This window comes from Ectopseudomonas oleovorans (assembly GCF_029845265.1).
Lineage (GTDB): Bacteria > Pseudomonadota > Gammaproteobacteria > Pseudomonadales > Pseudomonadaceae > Aquipseudomonas > Aquipseudomonas oleovorans.
In genome coordinates, this window is sequence record NZ_JAOCLK010000007.1 from 101,374 (window position 1) to 121,741 (window position 20,368).

The following is a 20,368-nucleotide window of genomic DNA, read 5'->3' on the forward strand; positions in this document are numbered from 1 at the left end:
ACAAAACTGTTGGCTTTCTGTGAAACGAAATTAGAAGGTTTGACCCAGGGAGAACTGGAATACCTGGGTATCGGCATCATCCGGCTTCTTGATCGGCATGGCCAGACTGAAGCTCAGCGGGCCCAGTGCGGTGATCCAGGTCAGGCCGACACCCACGGAGCTGGCCATGCTGCTGAAGTCGATATTGCAGCTGTCGCTCAGCCTCTTCTGGCTGGAGCTGCAGTTGGTATCGAAGACGTTACCCACGTCCCAGAACAATGCGGTACGCAGCGAGCGCTGATCCTTGACGAATGGCAGCGGGAAGAGCATCTCGACGCCGCCCTGCACCAGCACGTTACCACCGAACGGCAGCGGATCCTGATCCGGGTCAGCGAGAGTACCGGCTTTGGTACCGCTGCTAGGCGTACTGCGCGGGCCCAGGCTGCTGTCCTTGAAACCACGTACCGAGTTGAAACCACCGGCATAGTAGTGTTCGTAGAACGGCAGTTCAGCGGTGGAACCGTAGCTGTCGCCATAACCCAGCTGGGTATGGAAACGCAGGGTGTAGTTGTCGCTGATCGGGGTGAACACCTGGCCGCGGTAGTCGAGCTTGTAGAACGACAGATCGCTACCTGGCAGCGTGGTTTCCAGCACCAGGCTCTGCGAATGACCACGGTTGGCCAGCACGCCACGGTTCAGGGTCGACTCGGACCAGCCGATGGAGCCCTTGAAGTTCAGGTAGTCGTCACCTTCGGCCTCGATGAAATCGAAGATCTCGTCGACGGTGTAACGGCCGGTATCGATGCTGTCCTGCTGCACGGTCAGACCGTAGGTCAGACGCGCGGTTTCGCTGATCGGATAGCCGATGTTGATACCGGCGCCCAGGCTGTCGACCGAGTAGCTGGATACGTCGACATCGAGCTCATCGTAGTCGGTGGTGCGGTAGAAGGCGTTGTAACCCAGGCTGACGCCGTCGACGGTCCAGTAGGGGTCAACGAAGCCGAAGCTGTATCGGGTCTGGTATTCGCTACGGGTCAGGCCGATGCTGACGCGGTTACCGGTACCGAGGAAGTTGTTCTGACTGATCGAACCGCCGAGGATCAGACCGGCGTTCTGGGCGAAACCGACACTGGCGGTGATGGAGCCGGACGGTTGCTCTTCGACGCTGTAGTTGACGTCGATCTGGTCGTCGGTGCCCGGCACCTGTGGCGTTTCGACGTTGACTTCCTTGAAGAAGCCCAGACGTTCCAGACGCACCTTGGACTGGTCGATCAGGTAGGTCGAGGCCCAGCCACCTTCCATCTGACGCATTTCGCGACGCAGCACCTGGTCTTCGGACTTGGTGTTGCCGCGGAAGTTGATGCGGTTGACGTAAGCACGCTTGCCCGGATCGACGAAGAAGGTGATCGAAACGGTGTTGTCCTCGTCGTGCGCTTCCGGTACGCCGTTGACGTTGGCGAAGGTATAACCCTCGTTACCCAGGCGACGGGTGATCAGCTCACTGGTGGTGGTCATGATCTTGCGCGAGAAGACCTGACCTTCCTTGACCAGCAGCAGTGCACGTACGTCCTCTTCCGGCACCTTGAGGTCACCGGACAGTTTCACGTCGCGCACGCTGTACTTCTCACCCTCTTCGACGTTGACGGTGATGTAGACGTGTTTCTTGTCCGGGGTGATGGATACCTGGGTGGAGCTGATATCCATGTTGATGTAGCCGCGATCCAGGTAGTAGGAACGCAGACGCTCGAGGTCACCGGACAGCTTCTCGCGGGCGTACTTGTCGTCGTTCTTGAAGAAGGACAGCCAGTTGGTGGTCTTCAGCTCGAACAGATCCACCAGATCTTCATCGGAGAAAACGGTATTGCCGACCACGTTGATGTGGGAGATAGCGGCAACGGTGCCTTCGTTGATGGTGATCTTCAGCGCCACGCGGTTACGCGGCTGCGGAATCACTTCGGCTTCGATCTCGGCCGAGTAGCGGCCCTGAGCGACATACTGGCGTTGCAGTTCGTTACGCACGCCTTCGAGAGTGGCGCGCTGGAAGATCTCGCCCTCGGCCAGACCGGACTGGTTCAGGCCCTTGAGCAGGTCTTCGGTGCTGATGGCCTTGTTACCTTCGATCTCGATACCGGAGATGGAGGGACGCTCGACCACGGTAACCACCAGCACGTCGCCATCGCGACCGAGCTGGATATCCTGGAAGAAGCCAGTGCGGAACAGAGAACGAGTGGCATCGACCAGTTGGCGATCATCTACCTGCTCGCCCACGTTGAGCGGCAGTGCGCCGAATACGCTACCTGCAGACACCCGCTGCAGGCCATTGACGCGTATATCGGAGATGGTGAAGGACTCGGCGTGAACTTCGGCGATCATCAATGCGGACAGTACCGCAGGTAGCAGCAGACGTTTCATGAAGTCCTTTCTTATTCCAACTGACGATAAAAACTGCCGCTTAGGCGACACTTCTTTAAATCTCAAGAACGTATTCAGCAATGCTTACAGGCGGCTGAGGTCGTTGACCAGGGCAAGCAACATGACCCCGATGACCAGACTGATGCCGATCTGCATCCCCCAACCCTGAACCCGCTCAGACAAGGGGCGACCACGCACCCACTCGACCAGATAAAACAGCAGATGCCCACCATCCAGTACAGGAATGGGCAGCAGATTGAGAACCCCCAGGCTAATACTCAGATATGCAAGGAATTTCAGGAAATCCCCCAGCCCTGACTCAGCTGAAGCGCCCGCCACTTTAGCAATGGTTATCGGCCCACTCAAGTTTTTTACCGAGAGCTCCCCGAACAGCATTTTCTTCAGCGAATCGAGGGTCAGCAGGCTCATGGACCAGGTTTGACGCATACCTTCGACGACGCCATCGAGCGGGCCGTAGCGCACCTCGCGGAGCATCTCCGGCGGCCATTCGACGCCTTGCACGCCAGCCCCCAGGTAGCCACTGCGGGCCTCCCCTTCGCCGCGCGACGCCAGGGTCAGCTGTACGTCCTGCGCTTGCCCCGCGCGCTCGAAGCGCAACGTGACCGCCTCGCCCGGCAATGCCCTTACGCGATCGACCAGCCCCTGCCAGTCGGCAAGCGGCTCACCATCGAGCGCCAGCAGTCGATCTCCGGCTTGCAGACCTGCCGCATGGGCAGGTCCCTTGGCGTCGACCTCTGCCAGGACCGGCTCCAGCGCCGGACGCCAAGGACGGATGCCCAGCGAACCGATCGGGTCCGGCTCATCGGCACCGCGCAGCCAGTTGTCCAACTGCACCTGCTTGGACGTCTCGACGGTGGAACCCGGCTCGAGCACACGCAGGTCGAGCGTACCGCTCTCGCCCAGACGCCTTACCAGTTGCAGGTTGACCGCCGCCCAGCCACTGGTGGCCTCACCGTTGACCGCAACGATCTCCTGCCCGGCACGCAAGCCGGCCATCTCGGCCAGGCTGCCCGCCTGCACCGCACCAATGACGGGGCGCACCTGCTGACTGCCGAGCATGGCAACGAACCAGAAGAACAGCAGCGCCAACAGGAAATTGGCCAGCGGGCCGGCAGCGACGATAGCGATGCGCTGGCGCACGCTCTTGCGATTGAACGATTGCTCGGCGAGCTCGGCCGGCACATCGCCCTCGCGCTCATCGAGCATCTTCACGTAGCCGCCCAGAGGAATGGCCGCTATGACGAACTCGGTACCTTGGCGGTCATGCCAACGCACCAGTGGCGTACCAAAGCCAACGGAGAAACGCAGCACCTTGACGCCGCAGCGGCGGGCTACCCAGAAGTGCCCGTACTCATGAAAGGTCACCAGGACACCCAAGGCGATCAGGGTGCCAACCAGCATGTACAACCCACTCATTTCACTTCTCCAGATGCTCAGGCACCGATACGCAACAGCCCTGCATAGCCGCGATCAACGGCGCGCGAGCCACTGCCCGGCCAACTCACGCGCACGCCGGTCAGCGTCGAAAACAGCGTCGAGCGCTTCGACAGCCTGGACAGGCTGCGCGTTCAGTACGGACTCGATCATACCCGCGATATCGCTGAAACGGATGCGCCGCTGCAGGAACGCCTCGACTGCCACCTCATTGGCCGCATTGAGCATCGCCGGTGCACTGCCGCCAGCCTGCGCCGCCTCGCGCGCCAGGCGCAGGCAGGGGAAGCGCTGCTCGTCGGGACGCTCGAAATCCAGGCGACCGACGGTGAACAGATCCAGCGGCGATACGCCTGAGTCGATACGCTCCGGCCAGGCCAAGGCGTGGGCAATCGGCGTGCGCATATCCGGATTGCCCAGCTGGGCCAGCACCGAACCGTCGATGTAATCGACCAGCGAGTGAATCACGCTCTGCCGGTGGATGACCACCTCGATCTGCTCGGGGCGGGCATCGAACAGCCAGCAGGCCTCGATCATCTCCAGCCCCTTGTTCATCATGCTGGCCGAATCGACCGAAATCTTACGTCCCATCGACCAGTTGGGATGTGCACAGGCCTGTTCCGGCGTGACATGCTCCAGCTCGGCCAGAGGCGTCTCGCGGAATGGCCCGCCGGAAGCCGTCAACAGCACACGGCGCACGCCGACTGCCTGCAAACCGCGTGCATAGTCGCCGGGCAGACACTGGAAAATGGCGTTGTGTTCGCTGTCGATGGGCAGCAGCACCGCCCCGCTCTGCCTGACGGCCTGCATAAACAGGGCGCCAGACATCACCAACGCCTCCTTGTTGGCCAGCAGCACTTTCTTGCCGGCCTGCACCGCAGCCAGCGTCGGCCTGAGCCCGGCAGCGCCAACAATGGCAGCCATCACGCAGTCGACGGCCGGATCAGCGGACACGGCGCACAGCCCTGCCTCCCCCACCAGCACTTCGGTCACCAGGCCGCCAGCACGCAGAGCGCCCTGCAGTTCACGCGCCGCCTCAGCATCAGGCACCACGGCATAGCGCGGGCGATGTTGCACACACAGCGCCTGCAGTTGCGCCAGCCGGGAAAAACCGCTCAGGGCGAACACCTGATAACGCCCGGGATGACGGGCGATCACATCCAGCGTACTGAGGCCGATGGAGCCGGTCGCCCCCAGCACCGTGACCTGCTGCACGGCGCTCACAACGAGCCCCAGCCAGCCAGCCAGAGCAGTGCGGCGAATACCGGAATGGCGGCGGTAAGACTGTCGATACGGTCCAGCACACCACCATGGCCCGGCAACAGATTACTGCTGTCCTTGATGCCCGACTGACGCTTGAACATGCTCTCGGTCAGGTCGCCCACGACGGAGATCAGCACCACCACAGCCGCGCCAAGCAGGGCCAGCACCAACCCGGAGACCGACCAACCCTGCTGCAGGCCGACCACCAAGGTGATCGACAGACTGACAGCCAGACCACCATACACCCCTTCCCAGCTCTTGCCCGGGCTGACCCTGGGTGCCAGCTTGCGCTTGCCGAAGGCCTTGCCGGAGAAGTAGGCACCAATATCCGCGCCCCAGACCAGCACCATCACCGCAATGATCAGCGCATTGGCCTGAGGCCATTGCTTGAGCAGCACCAGCCCATGCCAGGCCGGCAGCAGAATCAGCAAGCCAATCAGCAAGCGCCCCGGCATTGCCCCCCAGTAGCGGCTGCTATCGGGATAGGTCAGCACCAGGAAGGTCGCCGCCAGCCACCACAGCACTGCCACCGCCAACAGCACGGGCGCGAACAGCGGAAACATGTACAGCGCCGCGAGCAATACGGCCACTGCAGCGGCATAAGCCACCCGCAGCGGCTGCGCCTGGAGCCCCGCCAGGCGCGCCCACTCCCAGGCGCCCAGCGTCACTACCAGACCAATGAACCAGGCAAAAGCAGCGCCATCGAGCAGGAAAAAGCCGCCCAGAGCGATAGGCAGCAATACCAGCGCCGTGATGATTCGTTGTTTGAGCATTAAGAGCGCGCCTCAGCTTCCACCTGCTCGCTGGTCTTGCCGAAGCGACGCTGGCGGGTAGCGAAATCGGCCAGCGCCTTGCGCATGGCCTCGTGCTTGAAGTCCGGCCAATACAGGTCGGAAAAGTACAGTTCGCTGTAAGCCAACTGCCACAGAAGGAAATTGCTTATGCGGTGCTCGCCCCCCGTACGGATGCACAGATCGGGCAAGGGCAGGTCACCGGTAGCCAGGCAGCCCTGGAGCAAATGTGGGGTGATGTCCTCTGGCTGCAGATGCCCCGCCTGCACCTCACGTGCCAGGCGTTGAGCCGCCTGAGCGATATCCCACTGACCGCCGTAGTTGGCCGCGATCTGCAAGGTGAAACGCCGGTTGCCGGCTGTCAGTTGCTCGGCCTCACGCATGGCTGCCTGCAACTCGGGATGAAACCGCGAGCGGTCCCCGATGATGCGCAGGCTAATGTCATTATCCAGCAGACGCTTGGCCTCACGACGCAGCGCACCGAGGAACAACTCCATCAGCGCGCCGACCTCTTCGGCCGGGCGCTGCCAGTTTTCACTAGAAAAGGCGAACAGGGTTAGCACCTCGACACCCGACTCGGCACAGACTTCGATTACCGCGCGAACCGCATCGACCCCGGCCTTGTGCCCTGCCACACCAGGCAACAGGCGCTTCTTCGCCCAGCGGTTGTTGCCATCCATAATGATGGCGACATGCCGCGGCACCGCCCCCTGCTTGTTCTTGTCCATGTATGGGCGCCGAGCCGTCAAACGGCCATCAGGTCCGCTTCTTTGACCTCGAGCGCCTTGTCTATGTCACCGATGAACTTGTCGGTGATTTTCTGCAGCTCGTCAGCGGCACGACGCTCTTCGTCCTCGCTGATTTCCTTGGCCTTGGACAGTTTCTTCAGCTCGGCCAGGGCATCACGACGCACATTGCGCACCGCGACCTTGGCATCTTCAGCAACCCCACGCGCCTGCTTGGTGTAGCCCTTGCGGGTTTCCTCGGTCAGGGCTGGCATCGGTACGCGAATGGTAGTGCCGGCGCTGCTCGGGTTCAGGCCCAGGTCGGAAGTCAGAATGGCCTTCTCGATGGCGGCGCTGAGGCTCTTGTCGTGAGCGACGATCTTCAGGGTGCGCGCATCTTCGACGGTGATCGCGGCTACCTGATTGAGCGGCATGTCGCTGCCCCAGGCCGGGACCTTGATGCTATCGAGAATGCTCGGATGGGCACGACCGGTACGAATGGAAGCAAGGTTGCGACCCAGCGCCTCCAGGGACTTGCTCATGCGTTCCTGAGCGTCTTTCTTGATATCGTTGATCATTGTGCATCCTCCTCGATCAGAGTTCCTTCGGCGCCACCCACTACAACGTTCAGCAGGGCGCCGGGCTTGTTCATGTTGAAGACCCGCAGCGGCATGTTGTGATCGCGGCACAGGCAGATGGCGGTCAGATCCATCACCCCCAGCTTGCGATCGAGCACTTCGTCATAGGTCAGGCGCTCGAACTTTTCGGCATGCGGGTCTTTGAACGGGTCGGCAGTGTACACGCCATCGACCTTGGTCGCCTTCAGTACCACGTCCGCATCGATCTCGATGGCACGCAGACAGGCGGCCGAATCGGTGGTGAAGAAGGGGTTGCCGGTACCCGCTGCGAAGATCACCACCTCACCGGTTTTCAGGTGGCGCATGGCCTTGCGGCGATCGTAATGATCGGTCACGCCGACCATGGAAATCGCCGACATAACGATGGCCGGGATGTTCGAGCGTTCCAGCGCATCACGCATGGCCAGCGCGTTCATCACGGTCGCCAGCATGCCCATATGGTCACCGGTAACGCGATCCATGCCGGCAGCGGACAGTGCTGCGCCGCGGAACAGGTTGCCACCACCGATCACCAGTCCGACCTGCACGCCGATGCCGACCAGTTGACCGACTTCCAGCGCCATGCGATCGAGCACCTTGGGATCGATGCCGAAATCTTCCGAGCCCATCAGGGCTTCGCCGCTAAGTTTGAGCAGAATGCGTTTGTAGCGAGGTTGGCGACCAGTCGTCTGCTGAGCCATTGCAAGTCTCTCCTGCGGCGATATGAAATTCTTCTGTAACACGCTTGCGCGCTGCAATTATCCGGCACTTCGAACGTGCCGACGACCGTAGGTTGCACGGCCGCTTGTATATTTGTCGCCCCTTATTCGGCAAAGAGGCCGCACGCGCAAGCGGGCAGCCTCTCTGGGACAACTGGCCGAACCGCCGATTACTGCTTGCTGGCAGCAACCTGAGCGGCAACTTCGGCAGCGAAGTCGGTCTCGGCCTTCTCGATACCCTCGCCCACTTCGTAACGAACGAAGGAAACGATTTCGGCACCGGCTTTCTTCACCAGGTCACCGACCTTGACTTCCGGATCCATGATGAAGGCTTGCTCGACCAGACTGGCTTCGGCCAGGAACTTGGCGATACGACCTTTGACCATGTTCTCGACGATGTTTTCCGGCTTGCCGGCGATCTTCTCGGCGTTCAGCTGCAGGAAGATTTCCTTTTCCTTGGCAACCAGCTCTTCGGAAACCTGGTCCGGGGAAACCACGGCCGGGTTGGAAGCAGCAACGTGCATGGCAACGTGCTTGGCCAGCTCGTCGTTGCCGCCTTTCAGGACAACCAGAACACCGATGCGGTGGCCGTGCAGGTAGGCACCAACGGTCTCACCGGAAACAGCGGTCAGACGACGGATGTTGACGTTCTCGCCGCACTTGGCAACCAGCGCCTCACGAGCCGACTCGCGGGAAGCGATCAGCGGAGCAGCGTCGGTCAGGTTCTTTTCGAAGGCTTCGTCGATGCTTTCCTTGACGAAGGCCTTGAAGTCGTCCTGCAGAGCCAGGAAGTCGGTCTGCGAGTTGACTTCGATGATCACGCCACGGCCACCCTCGACGCGAACGGCGATGGAGCCCTCAGCGGCGATGTTGCCGGCCTTCTTGGCAGCCTTGATGGCACCGGAAGCGCGCATGTCATCAATGGCTTTCTCGATGTCGCCACCAGCGGCAACCAGGGCCTTCTTGCATTCCATCATGCCTTGGCCGGTACGCTCGCGCAGTTCTTTAACCAGGGCTGCAGTAATTTCTGCCATCTTGAAAATCCTCTCGGTAGGTCTTCAACCAAATCAAATCTTTGAGTGGCAAAAAGGGGGCCTAGCACTAATGCCAGTCAGTTAAGCCGTTGCACTCGATCTTTGTAGGAGCCGGCTTGCCGGCGATCCGCCATAAAAAGCATCGCCAGCAAGCTGGCTCCTACGAAAAGCGCCCCCTCTACTGCAAGTAGGAGGGGGTGGTGACGAACTTATCTGATCAGCATTAGGCCTAGCCCCCTTCTTGCACAGCGCATAACGCTAAATGCTTGGCGTTAACGCTTAGCCTTCGGCGCTCTCGGCAGCAGCTTCTTCGACGAACTCTTCAGTCGCGCCGCCAGCGTTGCTGCGACCACGGATCACAGCGTCGGCCATGGCACCCATGTACAGCTGGATGGCGCGGATGGCGTCGTCGTTACCCGGGATGATGTAGTCAACGCCTTCCGGGCTGCTGTTGGTATCGACAACGCCGATAACCGGGATGCCCAGCTTGTTGGCTTCGGTGATAGCGATGCGCTCGTGGTCAACGTCGATCACGAACAGAGCGTCCGGCAGACCGCCCATGTCCTTGATACCACCCAGACTGCGATCCAGTTTTTCCAGATCACGGGTACGCATCAGGGCTTCTTTCTTGGTCAGCTTGGCGAAGGTGCCGTCCTGGGACTGGGTTTCCAGCTCGCGCAGGCGCTTGATCGAAGCACGGATGGTCTTGTAGTTGGTCAGCATGCCGCCCAACCAGCGGTGATCGACGAACGGCGAGCCGCAACGAGCCGCTTCTTCGCGAACGATCTTGCCAGCGGAACGCTTGGTGCCAACGAACAGAATCTTGTTCTTGCCAGCAGCCAGCTTCTCAACGAACGACAGGGCGTCGTTGAACATCGGCAGGGTTTTCTCGAGGTTGATGATGTGAATCTTATTGCGCGCGCCGAAAATGTACTTGCCCATTTTCGGGTTCCAGTAACGGGTCTGGTGGCCGAAGTGCACACCGGCCTTCAGCATATCGCGCATAGTGACTTGGGACATGATAGTTCCTTGATAAGTCGGGTTAGGCCTCCACGCATCCCAGTTTCCAACCCTCGAACTTGTCGAAGGCACCCAGGAAACCGTGTCGATACGTGTGTGGGTTTAAGCTTTCGGACGCACTGCCCGTAAAGCGGCGCGTTTTATACCACAGAAAGCAGCGACAAGCTACAAGGCAAACGCCGTAAACAGGGGCGAAGCCTAGGGTCTGTTGCCGTTTCGCGCACGGCCGCGACGGAGCCAGTTTTTGCGTGGGACCAGGCGCGAGACGCGAAGTTTGGTCGCCCAAATGAGCCGTCGAGTAACGACGTACCACGCAAAAACCGGCCCGTCCCTTCGGGTTGCGTGGCGCAATTTGGCGCAGCAACGCGGCTCGCGTCGAAACGGCAACAGACCCTAATGCCGATCAGATAAGGTTTTTTGCTCTTGCAGGGTGGGCTTCAGCCCACCAACGGCGGCCGGCGTGGGCTGAAACGGAGCGCCGCCCGACCCACCCTACAAATCGAACCGACTGGCAACAGTTAAATTCCTTCCTATACGATTGCAGCGCCCGTAAACCAAGTGTCTAGGCGCTTAACTGACTGACATTAGGGCAAAGCCCGCTCATTAACACATGCGACTCGATGCTTGCAGCTGCCTTTGGGGCTTGCACCACGTAGCTGCTAATATATGCCCCTTTTCTGCGTACACTCGAGAGCCCGATATGACCGTCACCATCAAATCCGCCGAAGAAATCGAGAAAATGCGCGTGGCTGGCCGCCTGGCCGCCGAAGTGCTGGAGATGATCGGCGAGCACGTCAAGCCGGGCGTCACCACCGAAGAGCTGGATCGCATCTGCCATGACTACATCGTCAACGTGCAGCAGGCCATCCCCGCCCCGCTCAACTACAAGGGCTTTCCCAAGTCGATCTGCACCTCGGTCAACCATGTGGTGTGCCACGGCATCCCCAGCGACAAGCCACTGAAAGACGGCGACGTGCTGAACATCGACGTCACCGTGATCAAGGACGGTTACCACGGCGATACCAGCAAGATGTTCATGGTCGGCAAGGTTGCCGAATGGGCTGAGCGCCTGGCCAAGGTCACCCAGGAGTGCATGTATAAAGGCATCGAACTGGTCAAGCCGGGCACCCGCCTGGGCGACATCGGCGAGGTGATCCAGAAACATGCCGAGAAGAACGGTTTCTCCGTGGTGCGCGAATACTGTGGGCACGGCATCGGCGCCGTGTTCCATGAAGAGCCGCAGGTGCTGCACTACGGCAAGGCCGGCACCGGCATGGAGCTCAAGGAAGGCATGACCTTCACCATCGAGCCGATGATCAACCAGGGCCGCCCGGAAACCCGCCTGCTCGGCGACGGCTGGACCGCCATCACCAAGGACCGCAAGCTTTCCGCGCAATGGGAGCACACTGTGCTGGTCACCGCAGACGGCTATGAGATCCTGACCCTGCGCAGCGACGACACCCTGCCGCGCACCTCGGCCTGACCGCGATCCGTAGGGTGCGCCGTGCGCACCATTGAAGCTTGTGGTGCGCATAGCGCGCCCCACCTTATATAAGGAAGGCAACTGCATGCCGCAGATGGACCCCGAACTGTTTGACCGCGGTCAGTTCCAGGCCGAGCTGGCCCTGAAATCCAGCCCCATCGCCGCATTCAAGAAGGCCATCCGCGGCGCGCATGAAGTGCTCGATGCGCGCTTTCGTGCCGGCCGTGACATTCGCCGCCTGGTCGAGGATCGCGCCTGGTTCGTCGATCAGATCCTGCAGGAAGCCTGGAAGCGCTTCACCTGGAGCGAGGATGCCGACATCGCCCTGCTCGCCGTTGGCGGCTACGGCCGTGGCGAGCTGCACCCTTACTCGGACATCGACCTGCTGATCCTGCTGGGCAGCAATGATCACGAAATCTTCCGCGAGCCGATCGAAGGCTTTCTCACCCTGCTCTGGGACATCGGCCTGGAAGTCGGCCAGAGCGTGCGCTCGGTCGACGAATGCGCCGAAGAGGCGCGCGCCGACCTGACGGTGATCACCAACCTGATGGAAAGCCGCACCATCGCCGGCCCCGAACACCTGCGCCAGCGCATGCAGCAGGTGACCAGCACCGATCAGATGTGGCCGAGCAAGCACTTCTACCTGGCCAAGCGCGACGAACGCAGAGCGCGTCATGCCAAGTACAACGACACCGAGTACAACCTCGAACCCAACATCAAGGGCTCGCCCGGCGGCCTGCGCGACATCCAGACCGTGCTCTGGGTGGCGCGCCGCCAGTTCGGCACGCTGAACCTGCAAGCCCTGGTCGGCCACGGCTTCCTGCTGGAAAGCGAATACACCCTGCTGTCCTCCAGCCAGGAATTTTTGTGGAAGGTGCGCTACGCCCTGCACATGCTCGCCGGGCGCGCCGAAGACCGCCTGCTGTTCGATCACCAGGCCAAGATCGCCGCCCTGTTCGGCTATCAGGACGGCGACGGCAAGCGCAGCATCGAACACTTCATGCAGAAGTACTACCGCGTAGTGATGGGGATTTCCGAGCTGTCGGACCTGATCAACCAGCACTTCGAGGAAGTGATCCTGCGCGCCGGCGAAAGCGGCCCGGCCACGCCCCTGAACAGCCGGTTCCAGGTGCGCGACGGCTATATCGAAGTCACCCACCCGAACGTGTTCAAGCGCACGCCCTTCGCCATCATCGAAATCTTTGTGCTGATGGCGCAGCACCCGGAAATCAAGGGTGTACGTGCCGACAGCATCCGCCTGCTGCGTGACAGCCGCCACCTGATCGACGACGAGTTCCGCAAGGACATCCGCAACACCAGCCTGTTCATCGAGCTGTTCAAGTGCAAGGAAGGCATCCATCGCAACCTGCGGCGGATGAACCGCTACGGCATTCTCGGCCGTTATTTGCCGGAGTTCGGCCATATCATCGGGCAGATGCAGCACGACCTGTTCCACATCTATACGGTCGATGCGCACACGCTCAACCTGATCAAGCACCTGCGCAAGTTTCGCTGGCCGGAGCTGGCGGAGAAATTCCCTCTGGCCAGCAAGCTCATCGACAAGCTGCCCAAGCCGGAGCTGATCTACCTCGCCGGCCTGTATCACGATATCGGCAAGGGCCGTGGCGGTGATCATTCGGAGCTGGGCGCGGTGGACGCCGAAGCCTTCGCCCGCCGCCACCACCTGCCGGCCTGGGACAGCGCGCTGATCGTCTGGCTGGTGCAGCACCACCTGGTGATGTCCACCACCGCGCAGCGCAAGGACCTTTCCGACCCGCAGGTGATTCACGATTTCGCCCAGTTCGTCGGCGACCAGACGCACCTGGATTATCTCTACGTGCTGACCGTGGCCGACATCAACGCCACCAACCCCAGCCTGTGGAATTCCTGGCGTGCCAGCCTGCTGCGCCAGCTCTATACCGAGACCAAGCGCGCCCTGCGCCGCGGCCTGGAAAACCCGCTGGATCGCGAAGAGCAGATTCGCCAGACCCAGAGCGCCGCCCTCGACATCCTGGTGCGCGGTGGCACCGACCCGGACGATGCCGAACAACTGTGGAGCCAGCTGGGCGACGACTACTTCCTGCGCCACACGGCCAACGACGTGGCCTGGCACACCGATGCCATTCTCCAGCATCCCAACGATGGCGGTCCGCTGGTGCTGATGAAGGAAACCACCCAGCGCGAGTTCGAGGGCGGCACGCAGATCTTCATCTATGCGCCGGACCAGCATGACTTCTTCGCCGTGACCGTAGCCGCGATGAGCCAGCTCAACCTGAACATTCACGACGCACGGATCATCACCTCCACCAGCCAGTTCACCCTCGATACCTACGTGGTGCTGGATGCCGACGGCGGCTCGATCGGCAACAACCCGGCACGCATCCAGCAGATTCGCGAAGGCCTGATCGAAGCACTGAAGAACCCGGACGACTACCCGACCATCATCCAGCGCCGCGTACCGCGCCAGCTCAAGCACTTCGCCTTCGCGCCGCAGGTGACCATTCACAATGATGCGCAGCGCCCGGTGACCATCCTCGAACTGACCGCACCGGACCGCCCCGGCCTGTTGGCGCGGATCGGGCGAATCTTCCTCGAATACGACCTGTCGTTGCAGAACGCCAAGATCGCCACCCTCGGCGAACGGGTCGAGGACGTATTCTTCATTACCGACGACAAGGGCCAGCCGCTGTCCGATCCCGAACTCTGCGCACGCCTGCAGGAAACCATCGTCCGTCGTCTGTCCGAGCCCAGTATCCAGCCGGCCCAATTTTCCATCTGATTTGCGGAAGTATCGATGAACCCAGCTCTCGACCAGCTCCAGCCCTACCCCTTCGAGAAACTGCGCGCCCTGCTCGGCAGCGTGCAGCCACCGGCCGACAAGCGTGCCATCGCCCTGTCCATCGGCGAACCCAAGCATCGCTCGCCTGACTTCGTCGGCCAGGCGCTGACCGCCAATCTCGACAAGCTCGCCGTCTACCCGACCACGCTCGGCTTGCCGGAGCTGCGCCAGAGCATTGCCAACTGGTGCGAACGTCGCTTCGGCGTGCCGACTGGCTGGCTGGATGCCGCACGCCACGTGTTGCCGGTCAATGGTACCCGCGAAGCGCTGTTCGCCTTCACCCAGACGGTGGTCGACCGCAACGCCAAGGGCCTGGTGGTCAGCCCTAACCCCTTCTATCAGATCTATGAAGGTGCTGCGTTCCTTGCCGGCGCCGAGCCGCACTATCTGCCGTGCCTGGAAGCCCATGGCTTCAACCCGGACTTCGACGCAGTGCCGAGCGAAATCTGGCAGCGCTGCCAGATTCTCTTCCTCTGCTCGCCAGGCAACCCCACCGGCGCGCTGATCCCGGTCGAGACGCTGAAGAAACTGATCGTCCTGGCCGACGTGCACGACTTCGTCATCGCCGCCGACGAGTGCTACAGCGAGCTGTATTTCGATGAAGACGCCCCGCCACCGGGCCTGCTCAGCGCCTGCGCCGAGCTGGGGCGCAACGATTTCAAACGCTGCGTGGTGTTCCACAGCCTGTCCAAGCGCTCCAACCTGCCGGGTCTGCGCTCGGGCTTCGTCGCTGGCGACGCCGACATCCTCAAGCACTTCCTGCTCTATCGCACCTACCACGGCTGCGCCATGCCGGTACAAACCCAGCTGGCCAGCGTTGCCGCCTGGAATGACGAAGCACATGTACGCGCCAACCGTGACCTGTACCGCGAGAAGTTCGCTGCCGTGCTGGACATCCTCGCCCCGGTGATGGACGTACAGCGCCCCGATGGCGGCTTCTACCTGTGGGCACGTACTCCGGGTGACGACACCCTGTTCACCCATGACCTGTTCGCCACCGAGCACGTCACCGTGGTGCCCGGCTCGTACCTGTCGCGCGAAGTGAACGGCGTCAACCCGGGTGCCGGCCGTGTGCGCATGGCACTGGTAGCACCACTGGCCGAGTGCATCGAGGCCGCCGAGCGTATTGCCCGTTTCATTCGCAGCGCCTGAGCCTCTGCAGAGCCTGTGGGCGGGGCTTTAGCCGCTAGTCTCCGACTCCGTAACACATCGCAGCGACAGCCGCCGCCACGTCTGGACGCGACGTGGCATAATGGCCCGCCGTATTTCCCGGACCTTCCGGCACGCCACTCATCAGAGGAAGATCAATGAGTTACGTCCTGTATGGCATCAAGGCCTGCGACACGATGAAAAAGGCCAGAACCTGGCTCGATGAACACCAGGTCGACTATGCCTTTCACGACTACAAGAGCGTCGGAATCGACCGTGCAAACCTGGAAAAGTGGTGCAACGAGCATGGCTGGCAGACCATCCTGAACCGTGCCGGCACCACCTTCCGCAAGCTGGACGACGCGCAGAAAGCCGATCTCGACCAGGCCAAGGCCATCGAACTGATGCTGGCCCAACCCTCGATGATCAAGCGCCCGATACTCGACCTGGGCGACAAGACCCTGGTCGGCTTCAAGCCGGATAACTACCAAGCCGCGCTGGCCTGATCAACCTCACCCGATTTCGTTGCAAGGAACCCCATCTAATGAGCACCTCCCTTTACAGCATCGCCTTTGGTGTTGGCACCCAGAACCGCCAGGGCAACTGGCTGGAAGTCTTCTACGCCCTGCCGCTGCTCAATCCGGCCAGCGAGCTGGTAGCCAAGGCCGCCGAGAAGCTCGGCTACCAGGGCGGCAACCAGGCCATCGCCTTCACCACCACACAGGCCGCTGACCTGGCCGAAGCCCTGAAAGGCGTGGACGCCGCTCAAGCGGCGCTGCTGACCCGTCTGGCCGAAAGCCACAACCCGCTGGTCGCCACCTTCCTGGCTGAAGATGCCGCGCTGACCAGCACCCCGGAGGCCTACCTCAAGCTGCACCTGCTGTCGCATCGTCTGGTCAAGCCGCACGGCCTGAGCCTGGCCGGCATTTTCCCGCTGCTGCCCAACGTGGCCTGGACCAGCCAGGGCGCCGTCGATCTCAGCGAGCTGGCCGAGCGCCAGCTGGAAGCACGCCTGAAGGGCAAGCTGCTGGAAGTCTTCTCGGTGGACAAGTTCCCGAAAATGACCGACTACGTGGTGCCGGCCGGTGTGCGTATCGCCGACAGCGCCCGTGTGCGCCTGGGCGCCTATATCGGCGAAGGCACCACCGTGATGCACGAAGGCTTCGTCAACTTCAACGGCGGCACCGAAGGCCCGGGCATGATCGAAGGCCGCGTTTCCGCTGGCGTCTTCGTCGGCAAGGGTTCCGACCTGGGCGGCGGCTGCTCGACCATGGGCACCCTGTCCGGCGGCGGCAACATCATCATCAGCGTCGGCGAAGGCTGCCTGATCGGTGCCAACGCCGGCATCGGCATCCCGCTGGGCGACCGCAACACCGTCGAAGCCGGCCTATACATCACCGCAGGCACCAAGGTGAACCTGCTCGACGAGGGCAACGCCCTGGTCAAGGTGGTCAAGGCACGCGACCTGGCTGGCCAGCCGGATCTGCTGTTCCGTCGCAACTCGCTGACCGGCGCCGTGGAGTGCAAGACCCACAAGTCGGCCGTCGAGCTGAACGAAGCCCTGCACGCCCACAATTGATCGTCATACCTCCCCTCTCCCTCCGGGAGAGGGGCCGGGGGTGAGGGCAAAACCACGCGGATCTGACAAACCATGTCACTGACCTCCCCCTGGCGTGCCGACTTCCCCGGCATTCTCGCCCTCGAAGCCGAAGGCCAGACCTATCTGGACAGCGCCGCCACTGCACAGAAACCACAGGCGGTGCTGGACACCCTGCTCGGCTACCTGGGCAGCGGCGTGGCCAACGTGCATCGTGCCCAGCACCTGCCAGGTGAACGTGCCACCCGCGCCTTCGAGGCCACACGCAGCAAGGCTGCACAATGGCTGAATGCGGCCGGCAGCGATGAGATCATCTTTACCCGCGGCAGCACCGAATCACTCAATCTGCTGGCCTATGGCCTGGAGCATCTGCTGCAGCCTGGCGAGCAAGTCGTCATCAGCGCGCTGGAGCATCACGCCAATCTGCTGCCCTGGCAGCAACTGGCCAAGCGCCGCAATCTCGAGTTGGTGGTATTGCCGCTGGATCACACCGGCAGTATCGATCTGCAGCAAGCGGCTCGGCTGATCGGCCCGCGCACCCGACTGTTGGCGGTCTCGCAGCTGTCCAACGTGCTTGGCCGCTGGCAACCGCTTGCCGAGCTGCTGGCCCTGGCACGCGCGCAAGGCGCATTCAGCGTGGTCGACGGCGCGCAGGGTGCGGTGCATGGTCGCCACGATCTGCAGGCGCTGGGCTGTGATTTCTACGTGTGCTCGTCACATAAGCTCTACGGCCCGGATGGCATCGGCCTGCTGTATGGCCGCCGCGAAGCGTTGGGCAAATTGCAGCACTGGCAATTCGGCGGTGAAATGGTGCTCGATGCCGACTACCAGAGCGCGCGCTTTCGCCCTGCTCCATTGGGTTTCGAGGCCGGCACACCAGCGGTTTCAGCGGTCATAGCCCTGGGCGCAGCACTGGACTGGCTAAACGGGCTGGATCACACCGCCGTGGCACATCATGAAACGGCCCTGCATGCCGAACTGCTGGCCGGCCTGCAAAGCCGCAACGGCGTGCGTCAGCTCGGCGAGCCGCAGTTGGCGCTTGCCAGTTTCTGCGTCGACGGCGTGCATAACGCCGACCTGGCTCACCTGCTCAGCGAACAGGGCATCGCCGTGCGCGCCGGGCATCACTGCGCCATGCCGCTGATGAAAAGCCTGGGGCTGAGTGGTGCGATTCGCGTCTCGCTCGGTCTGTACAACGACAGCGAGGACCTGCAGCGATTTTTCAGCGCTCTGGATAACGCCCTGGAGTTGCTGCGTTGAAGCGCGGCCAATGGTTCGTCGTAGGAGCGGCGTCAGCCGCGAATATTGGCACCCGGAGCATCGCAGCTGAAACGGAATGCCGCCCAGCCGCTCCTACATGCTACGGGAGTCTCTCGCCATGAGCCTGTCAGTCGCCGCTCAGGAAGCACTGGAAGCCTTTGCCGCCTGCCACGGCTGGGAACAGCGCGCGCGCCTGCTGATGCAATGGGGCGAACGTCTGGAGCCATTGAGCGAAACCGAACGCCTCGACGAGCACCGCGTGCATGGCTGCGAGAGCCCGGTCTGGCTGATCGCCGAACAACGCGACGAGCACCTGCACTTTCGCGCCAGCAGCGACGCCCGCCTGCTGCGTGGCTTGCTGGCGGTGCTGCTGGCGCGTGTCGAAGGTCTGCCTCGCGCCGAGCTGGCCAGTGTCGATCTGGTCGACTGGTTCAACCAGTTGGGGCTGCAGCGGCAGCTATCGCCCTCGCGCAGCAATGGTCTCAACGCGGTGCTGCAGCGTATGCGCGAGTTGGCGGGGCGCTCCGCCTAAAAACCATTCGTCGCGGGGCGCTTGCCGCCACTCCATCGCGTAGGAGCCCCGCCCCGGGGCGAAGCTTTCAGTCGCTCTTGCCCCGCTCGCGCAACGTCAGCCCCCGCAGAAAATTGCGCAGGATCTGATCGCCGCACTCGCGAAAGTGCTTGTGACCCGGCGCGCGAAACAGGGCGCCAAGCTCGGCCTTGGTCATCGGCAGGTCGACCGCTTGCAAAAGCGCCTGGATATCGTCGTCGCGCAGCTCGAAGGCCACGCGCAGCTTCTTCAAGATCAGGTTGTTACTCAGGCGTTTTTCCACCGGCAGGCGCGGCCGGCTAACGTCCTTGCCACGCTTGTAAAACACCAGGCCTTCAAGCACGTGCGCCAGCAGCACATCGCTGCAGGAACGATACCCAGGCTCGTCCTCACGCAGCAGACAGGCCGAGATCAGGCCCGGTTCGACGGGATAATCCGCCAACCGGCATAGCTCTTCCAGCTTGCCATCGCTGACATCCAGCAAATAGCGCAAGCTGCGCAGTACATCGTTATTGAGCATGCAGAAAACTCTTGGAGGAAGGGGGTAGGCAGGTGCGCTTCAGTCCCGCACGGCCTGGGCCGAGGTGCTGGGTTTCCAGTCATCGGCGTTACCGGAATTAAGCGCCTGCTGTAGACGCTGCAGGTCACCACGCTGAGCAAAGTCACGCAGCCTGGCATTGAACACGCGCAACAGCTTGACACTCTCAGGATCGTCCTTGCGAAACAGCAAGCGCAGCGGCTCGGTATTCAACTGCCGCGGATGATGCACGATTTTACCGCCATCTTCCGGAAACAAACGATTCAACATGGCATAGCCGACAGCGCGGTCCTGTGGATGCAGGTCGATACGCCCCAACTCCAGAAGACGAAAGCTGGTGTCCTCCTTGCCATTCTGCTCGACGCTCAGGCGGCCAGCCTGCAGCGCATCGTCGAACGCCGGGCCGTAGGAGTAACCCAGCGTCGTGCCGATGTGATACTTCAACAAGTCCTCGACCGAGGTCCAGTCGAACGCCTGATCGCGACGATGGAACAGAACGATCTCCCCGCGCACCAGCGGGTCGCTACAAATGCCGTAATTGAGCCGACTGGGGCTGCAGCTATAGGGCATGATCGCGTGCAACTGCCCCTGCTGCAGCATCAGTACGTTGCGGTCCCAGGGATGGAAGATGAATTCGACCTGGTAACCCGCTTCAGCGAACACTGCGCTGATCAGTCGCGCCAGAGCGCCACCATCACTGCGCTCCTGGTCGACATAGGGCGCCCAGTCGCCGGTGCCGATACGCAGCTTCTGTGGCTCGGCCTGAACGGGCCCAAGGGCTATCAGCAAAACAGGTAGCGTCAGGGAGGCGAGCATCCGTGCCCAGCGTCTTCTCAGCGAGACGCTACAAAACAGGTACGACACAAATCACCTCTGATACGGATCATGTTCGACGTCTCCCTGTCGGCTACTGCAACCTCTCCCTTCGCCCAGCATAGTC

The 20,368-nt window shown here is 61.9% G+C and carries 18 protein-coding genes; 7 read left to right on the forward strand and 11 right to left on the reverse strand.

Annotated features, from left to right (window positions below):
* Nucleotides 1–30: 30 nt before the first annotated feature.
* The 9 genes from bamA to rpsB all read right to left on the reverse strand — a co-directional run bounded on the left by bamA (nt 31) and on the right by rpsB (nt 10,012).
* Nucleotides 31–2,391 (reverse strand): outer membrane protein assembly factor BamA, encoded by a 2,361-nt coding sequence (gene bamA, locus N5J71_RS05690; protein ID WP_279916490.1) that lies wholly within the window; start codon nt 2,389–2,391, stop codon nt 31–33.
* Nucleotides 2,392–2,475: 84 nt separating this feature from the next.
* The gene (gene rseP, locus N5J71_RS05695) at nt 2,476–3,828 is read right to left on the reverse strand and encodes a sigma E protease regulator RseP (RefSeq protein ID WP_279916491.1); all 1,353 of its coding nucleotides are present in this window, start codon (nt 3,826–3,828) and stop codon (nt 2,476–2,478) included.
* Between the two features lie 54 nt (nt 3,829–3,882).
* Nucleotides 3,883–5,067, reverse strand: a complete 1,185-nt coding sequence (ispC, locus tag N5J71_RS05700) for a 1-deoxy-D-xylulose-5-phosphate reductoisomerase (protein ID WP_279916492.1) — start codon at nt 5,065–5,067, stop codon at nt 3,883–3,885.
* Nucleotides 5,064–5,879, reverse strand: coding sequence for a phosphatidate cytidylyltransferase (locus N5J71_RS05705; protein ID WP_206408142.1), 816 nt, complete (start codon nt 5,877–5,879; stop codon nt 5,064–5,066). Before N5J71_RS05705 ends, ispC begins: the two co-directional genes overlap by 4 nt.
* Entirely contained in the window at nt 5,879–6,625 is a 747-nt protein-coding gene (uppS, locus tag N5J71_RS05710; RefSeq protein WP_004424015.1) for a polyprenyl diphosphate synthase, read from the reverse strand. Before uppS ends, N5J71_RS05705 begins: the two co-directional genes overlap by 1 nt.
* A 17-nt stretch (nt 6,626–6,642) precedes the next feature.
* On the reverse strand, nt 6,643–7,200 hold the full coding sequence (gene frr, locus N5J71_RS05715) for a ribosome recycling factor (RefSeq protein ID WP_004424013.1): 558 nt from the start codon (nt 7,198–7,200) through the stop codon (nt 6,643–6,645).
* A complete protein-coding gene (pyrH, locus tag N5J71_RS05720; RefSeq protein ID WP_004424012.1) occupies nt 7,197–7,940 on the reverse strand; it encodes a UMP kinase in 744 nt (247 codons plus the stop codon). The genes frr and pyrH overlap by 4 nt, the downstream gene beginning before the upstream one ends.
* A 188-nt stretch (nt 7,941–8,128) precedes the next feature.
* The gene (tsf, locus tag N5J71_RS05725) at nt 8,129–8,992 is read right to left on the reverse strand and encodes a translation elongation factor Ts (protein WP_278618543.1); all 864 of its coding nucleotides are present in this window, start codon (nt 8,990–8,992) and stop codon (nt 8,129–8,131) included.
* A gap of 279 nt (nt 8,993–9,271) precedes the next feature.
* The gene (rpsB, locus tag N5J71_RS05730; protein WP_279916493.1) at nt 9,272–10,012 is read right to left on the reverse strand and encodes a 30S ribosomal protein S2; all 741 of its coding nucleotides are present in this window, start codon (nt 10,010–10,012) and stop codon (nt 9,272–9,274) included.
* Between the two features lie 700 nt (nt 10,013–10,712).
* Here rpsB and map point away from each other — a divergent pair.
* The 7 genes from map to N5J71_RS05765 all read left to right on the forward strand — a co-directional run bounded on the left by map (nt 10,713) and on the right by N5J71_RS05765 (nt 18,872).
* On the forward strand, nt 10,713–11,495 hold the full coding sequence (gene map, locus N5J71_RS05735) for a type I methionyl aminopeptidase (protein WP_074855685.1): 783 nt from the start codon (nt 10,713–10,715) through the stop codon (nt 11,493–11,495).
* Between the two features lie 85 nt (nt 11,496–11,580).
* Complete coding sequence (locus N5J71_RS05740) at nt 11,581–14,274, forward strand: [protein-PII] uridylyltransferase (protein ID WP_004424004.1); 2,694 nt, start codon at nt 11,581–11,583, stop codon at nt 14,272–14,274.
* A 15-nt stretch (nt 14,275–14,289) separates the two neighbouring features.
* On the forward strand, nt 14,290–15,486 hold the full coding sequence (dapC, locus tag N5J71_RS05745; RefSeq protein WP_279916494.1) for a succinyldiaminopimelate transaminase: 1,197 nt from the start codon (nt 14,290–14,292) through the stop codon (nt 15,484–15,486).
* Nucleotides 15,487–15,641: 155 nt separating this feature from the next.
* Nucleotides 15,642–15,989, forward strand: coding sequence for an ArsC family reductase (locus N5J71_RS05750; RefSeq protein WP_074855682.1), 348 nt, complete (start codon nt 15,642–15,644; stop codon nt 15,987–15,989).
* Between the two features lie 38 nt (nt 15,990–16,027).
* Entirely contained in the window at nt 16,028–17,062 is a 1,035-nt protein-coding gene (dapD, locus tag N5J71_RS05755; RefSeq protein ID WP_004423993.1) for a 2,3,4,5-tetrahydropyridine-2,6-dicarboxylate N-succinyltransferase, read from the forward strand.
* Nucleotides 17,063–17,134: 72 nt separating this feature from the next.
* Nucleotides 17,135–18,340: an aminotransferase class V-fold PLP-dependent enzyme gene (locus tag N5J71_RS05760; protein ID WP_004423990.1), complete on the forward strand. Its 1,206-nt coding sequence runs from the start codon at nt 17,135–17,137 to the stop codon at nt 18,338–18,340.
* A gap of 118 nt (nt 18,341–18,458) precedes the next feature.
* Nucleotides 18,459–18,872 carry a SufE family protein gene (locus N5J71_RS05765; RefSeq protein ID WP_004423988.1) on the forward strand — a complete coding sequence of 138 codons (414 nt, stop codon included), beginning with the start codon at nt 18,459–18,461 and terminating at the stop codon, nt 18,870–18,872.
* Nucleotides 18,873–18,939: 67 nt separating this feature from the next.
* Here the strand turns inward: N5J71_RS05765 and N5J71_RS05770 are convergent, their stop codons facing one another.
* Complete coding sequence (locus N5J71_RS05770) at nt 18,940–19,410, reverse strand: YehS family protein (protein ID WP_004423985.1); 471 nt, start codon at nt 19,408–19,410, stop codon at nt 18,940–18,942.
* A gap of 39 nt (nt 19,411–19,449) precedes the next feature.
* Nucleotides 19,450–20,244 (reverse strand): substrate-binding periplasmic protein, encoded by a 795-nt coding sequence (locus N5J71_RS05775; RefSeq protein WP_279916495.1) that lies wholly within the window; start codon nt 20,242–20,244, stop codon nt 19,450–19,452.
* Between the last annotated feature and the right edge of the window lie 124 nt (nt 20,245–20,368).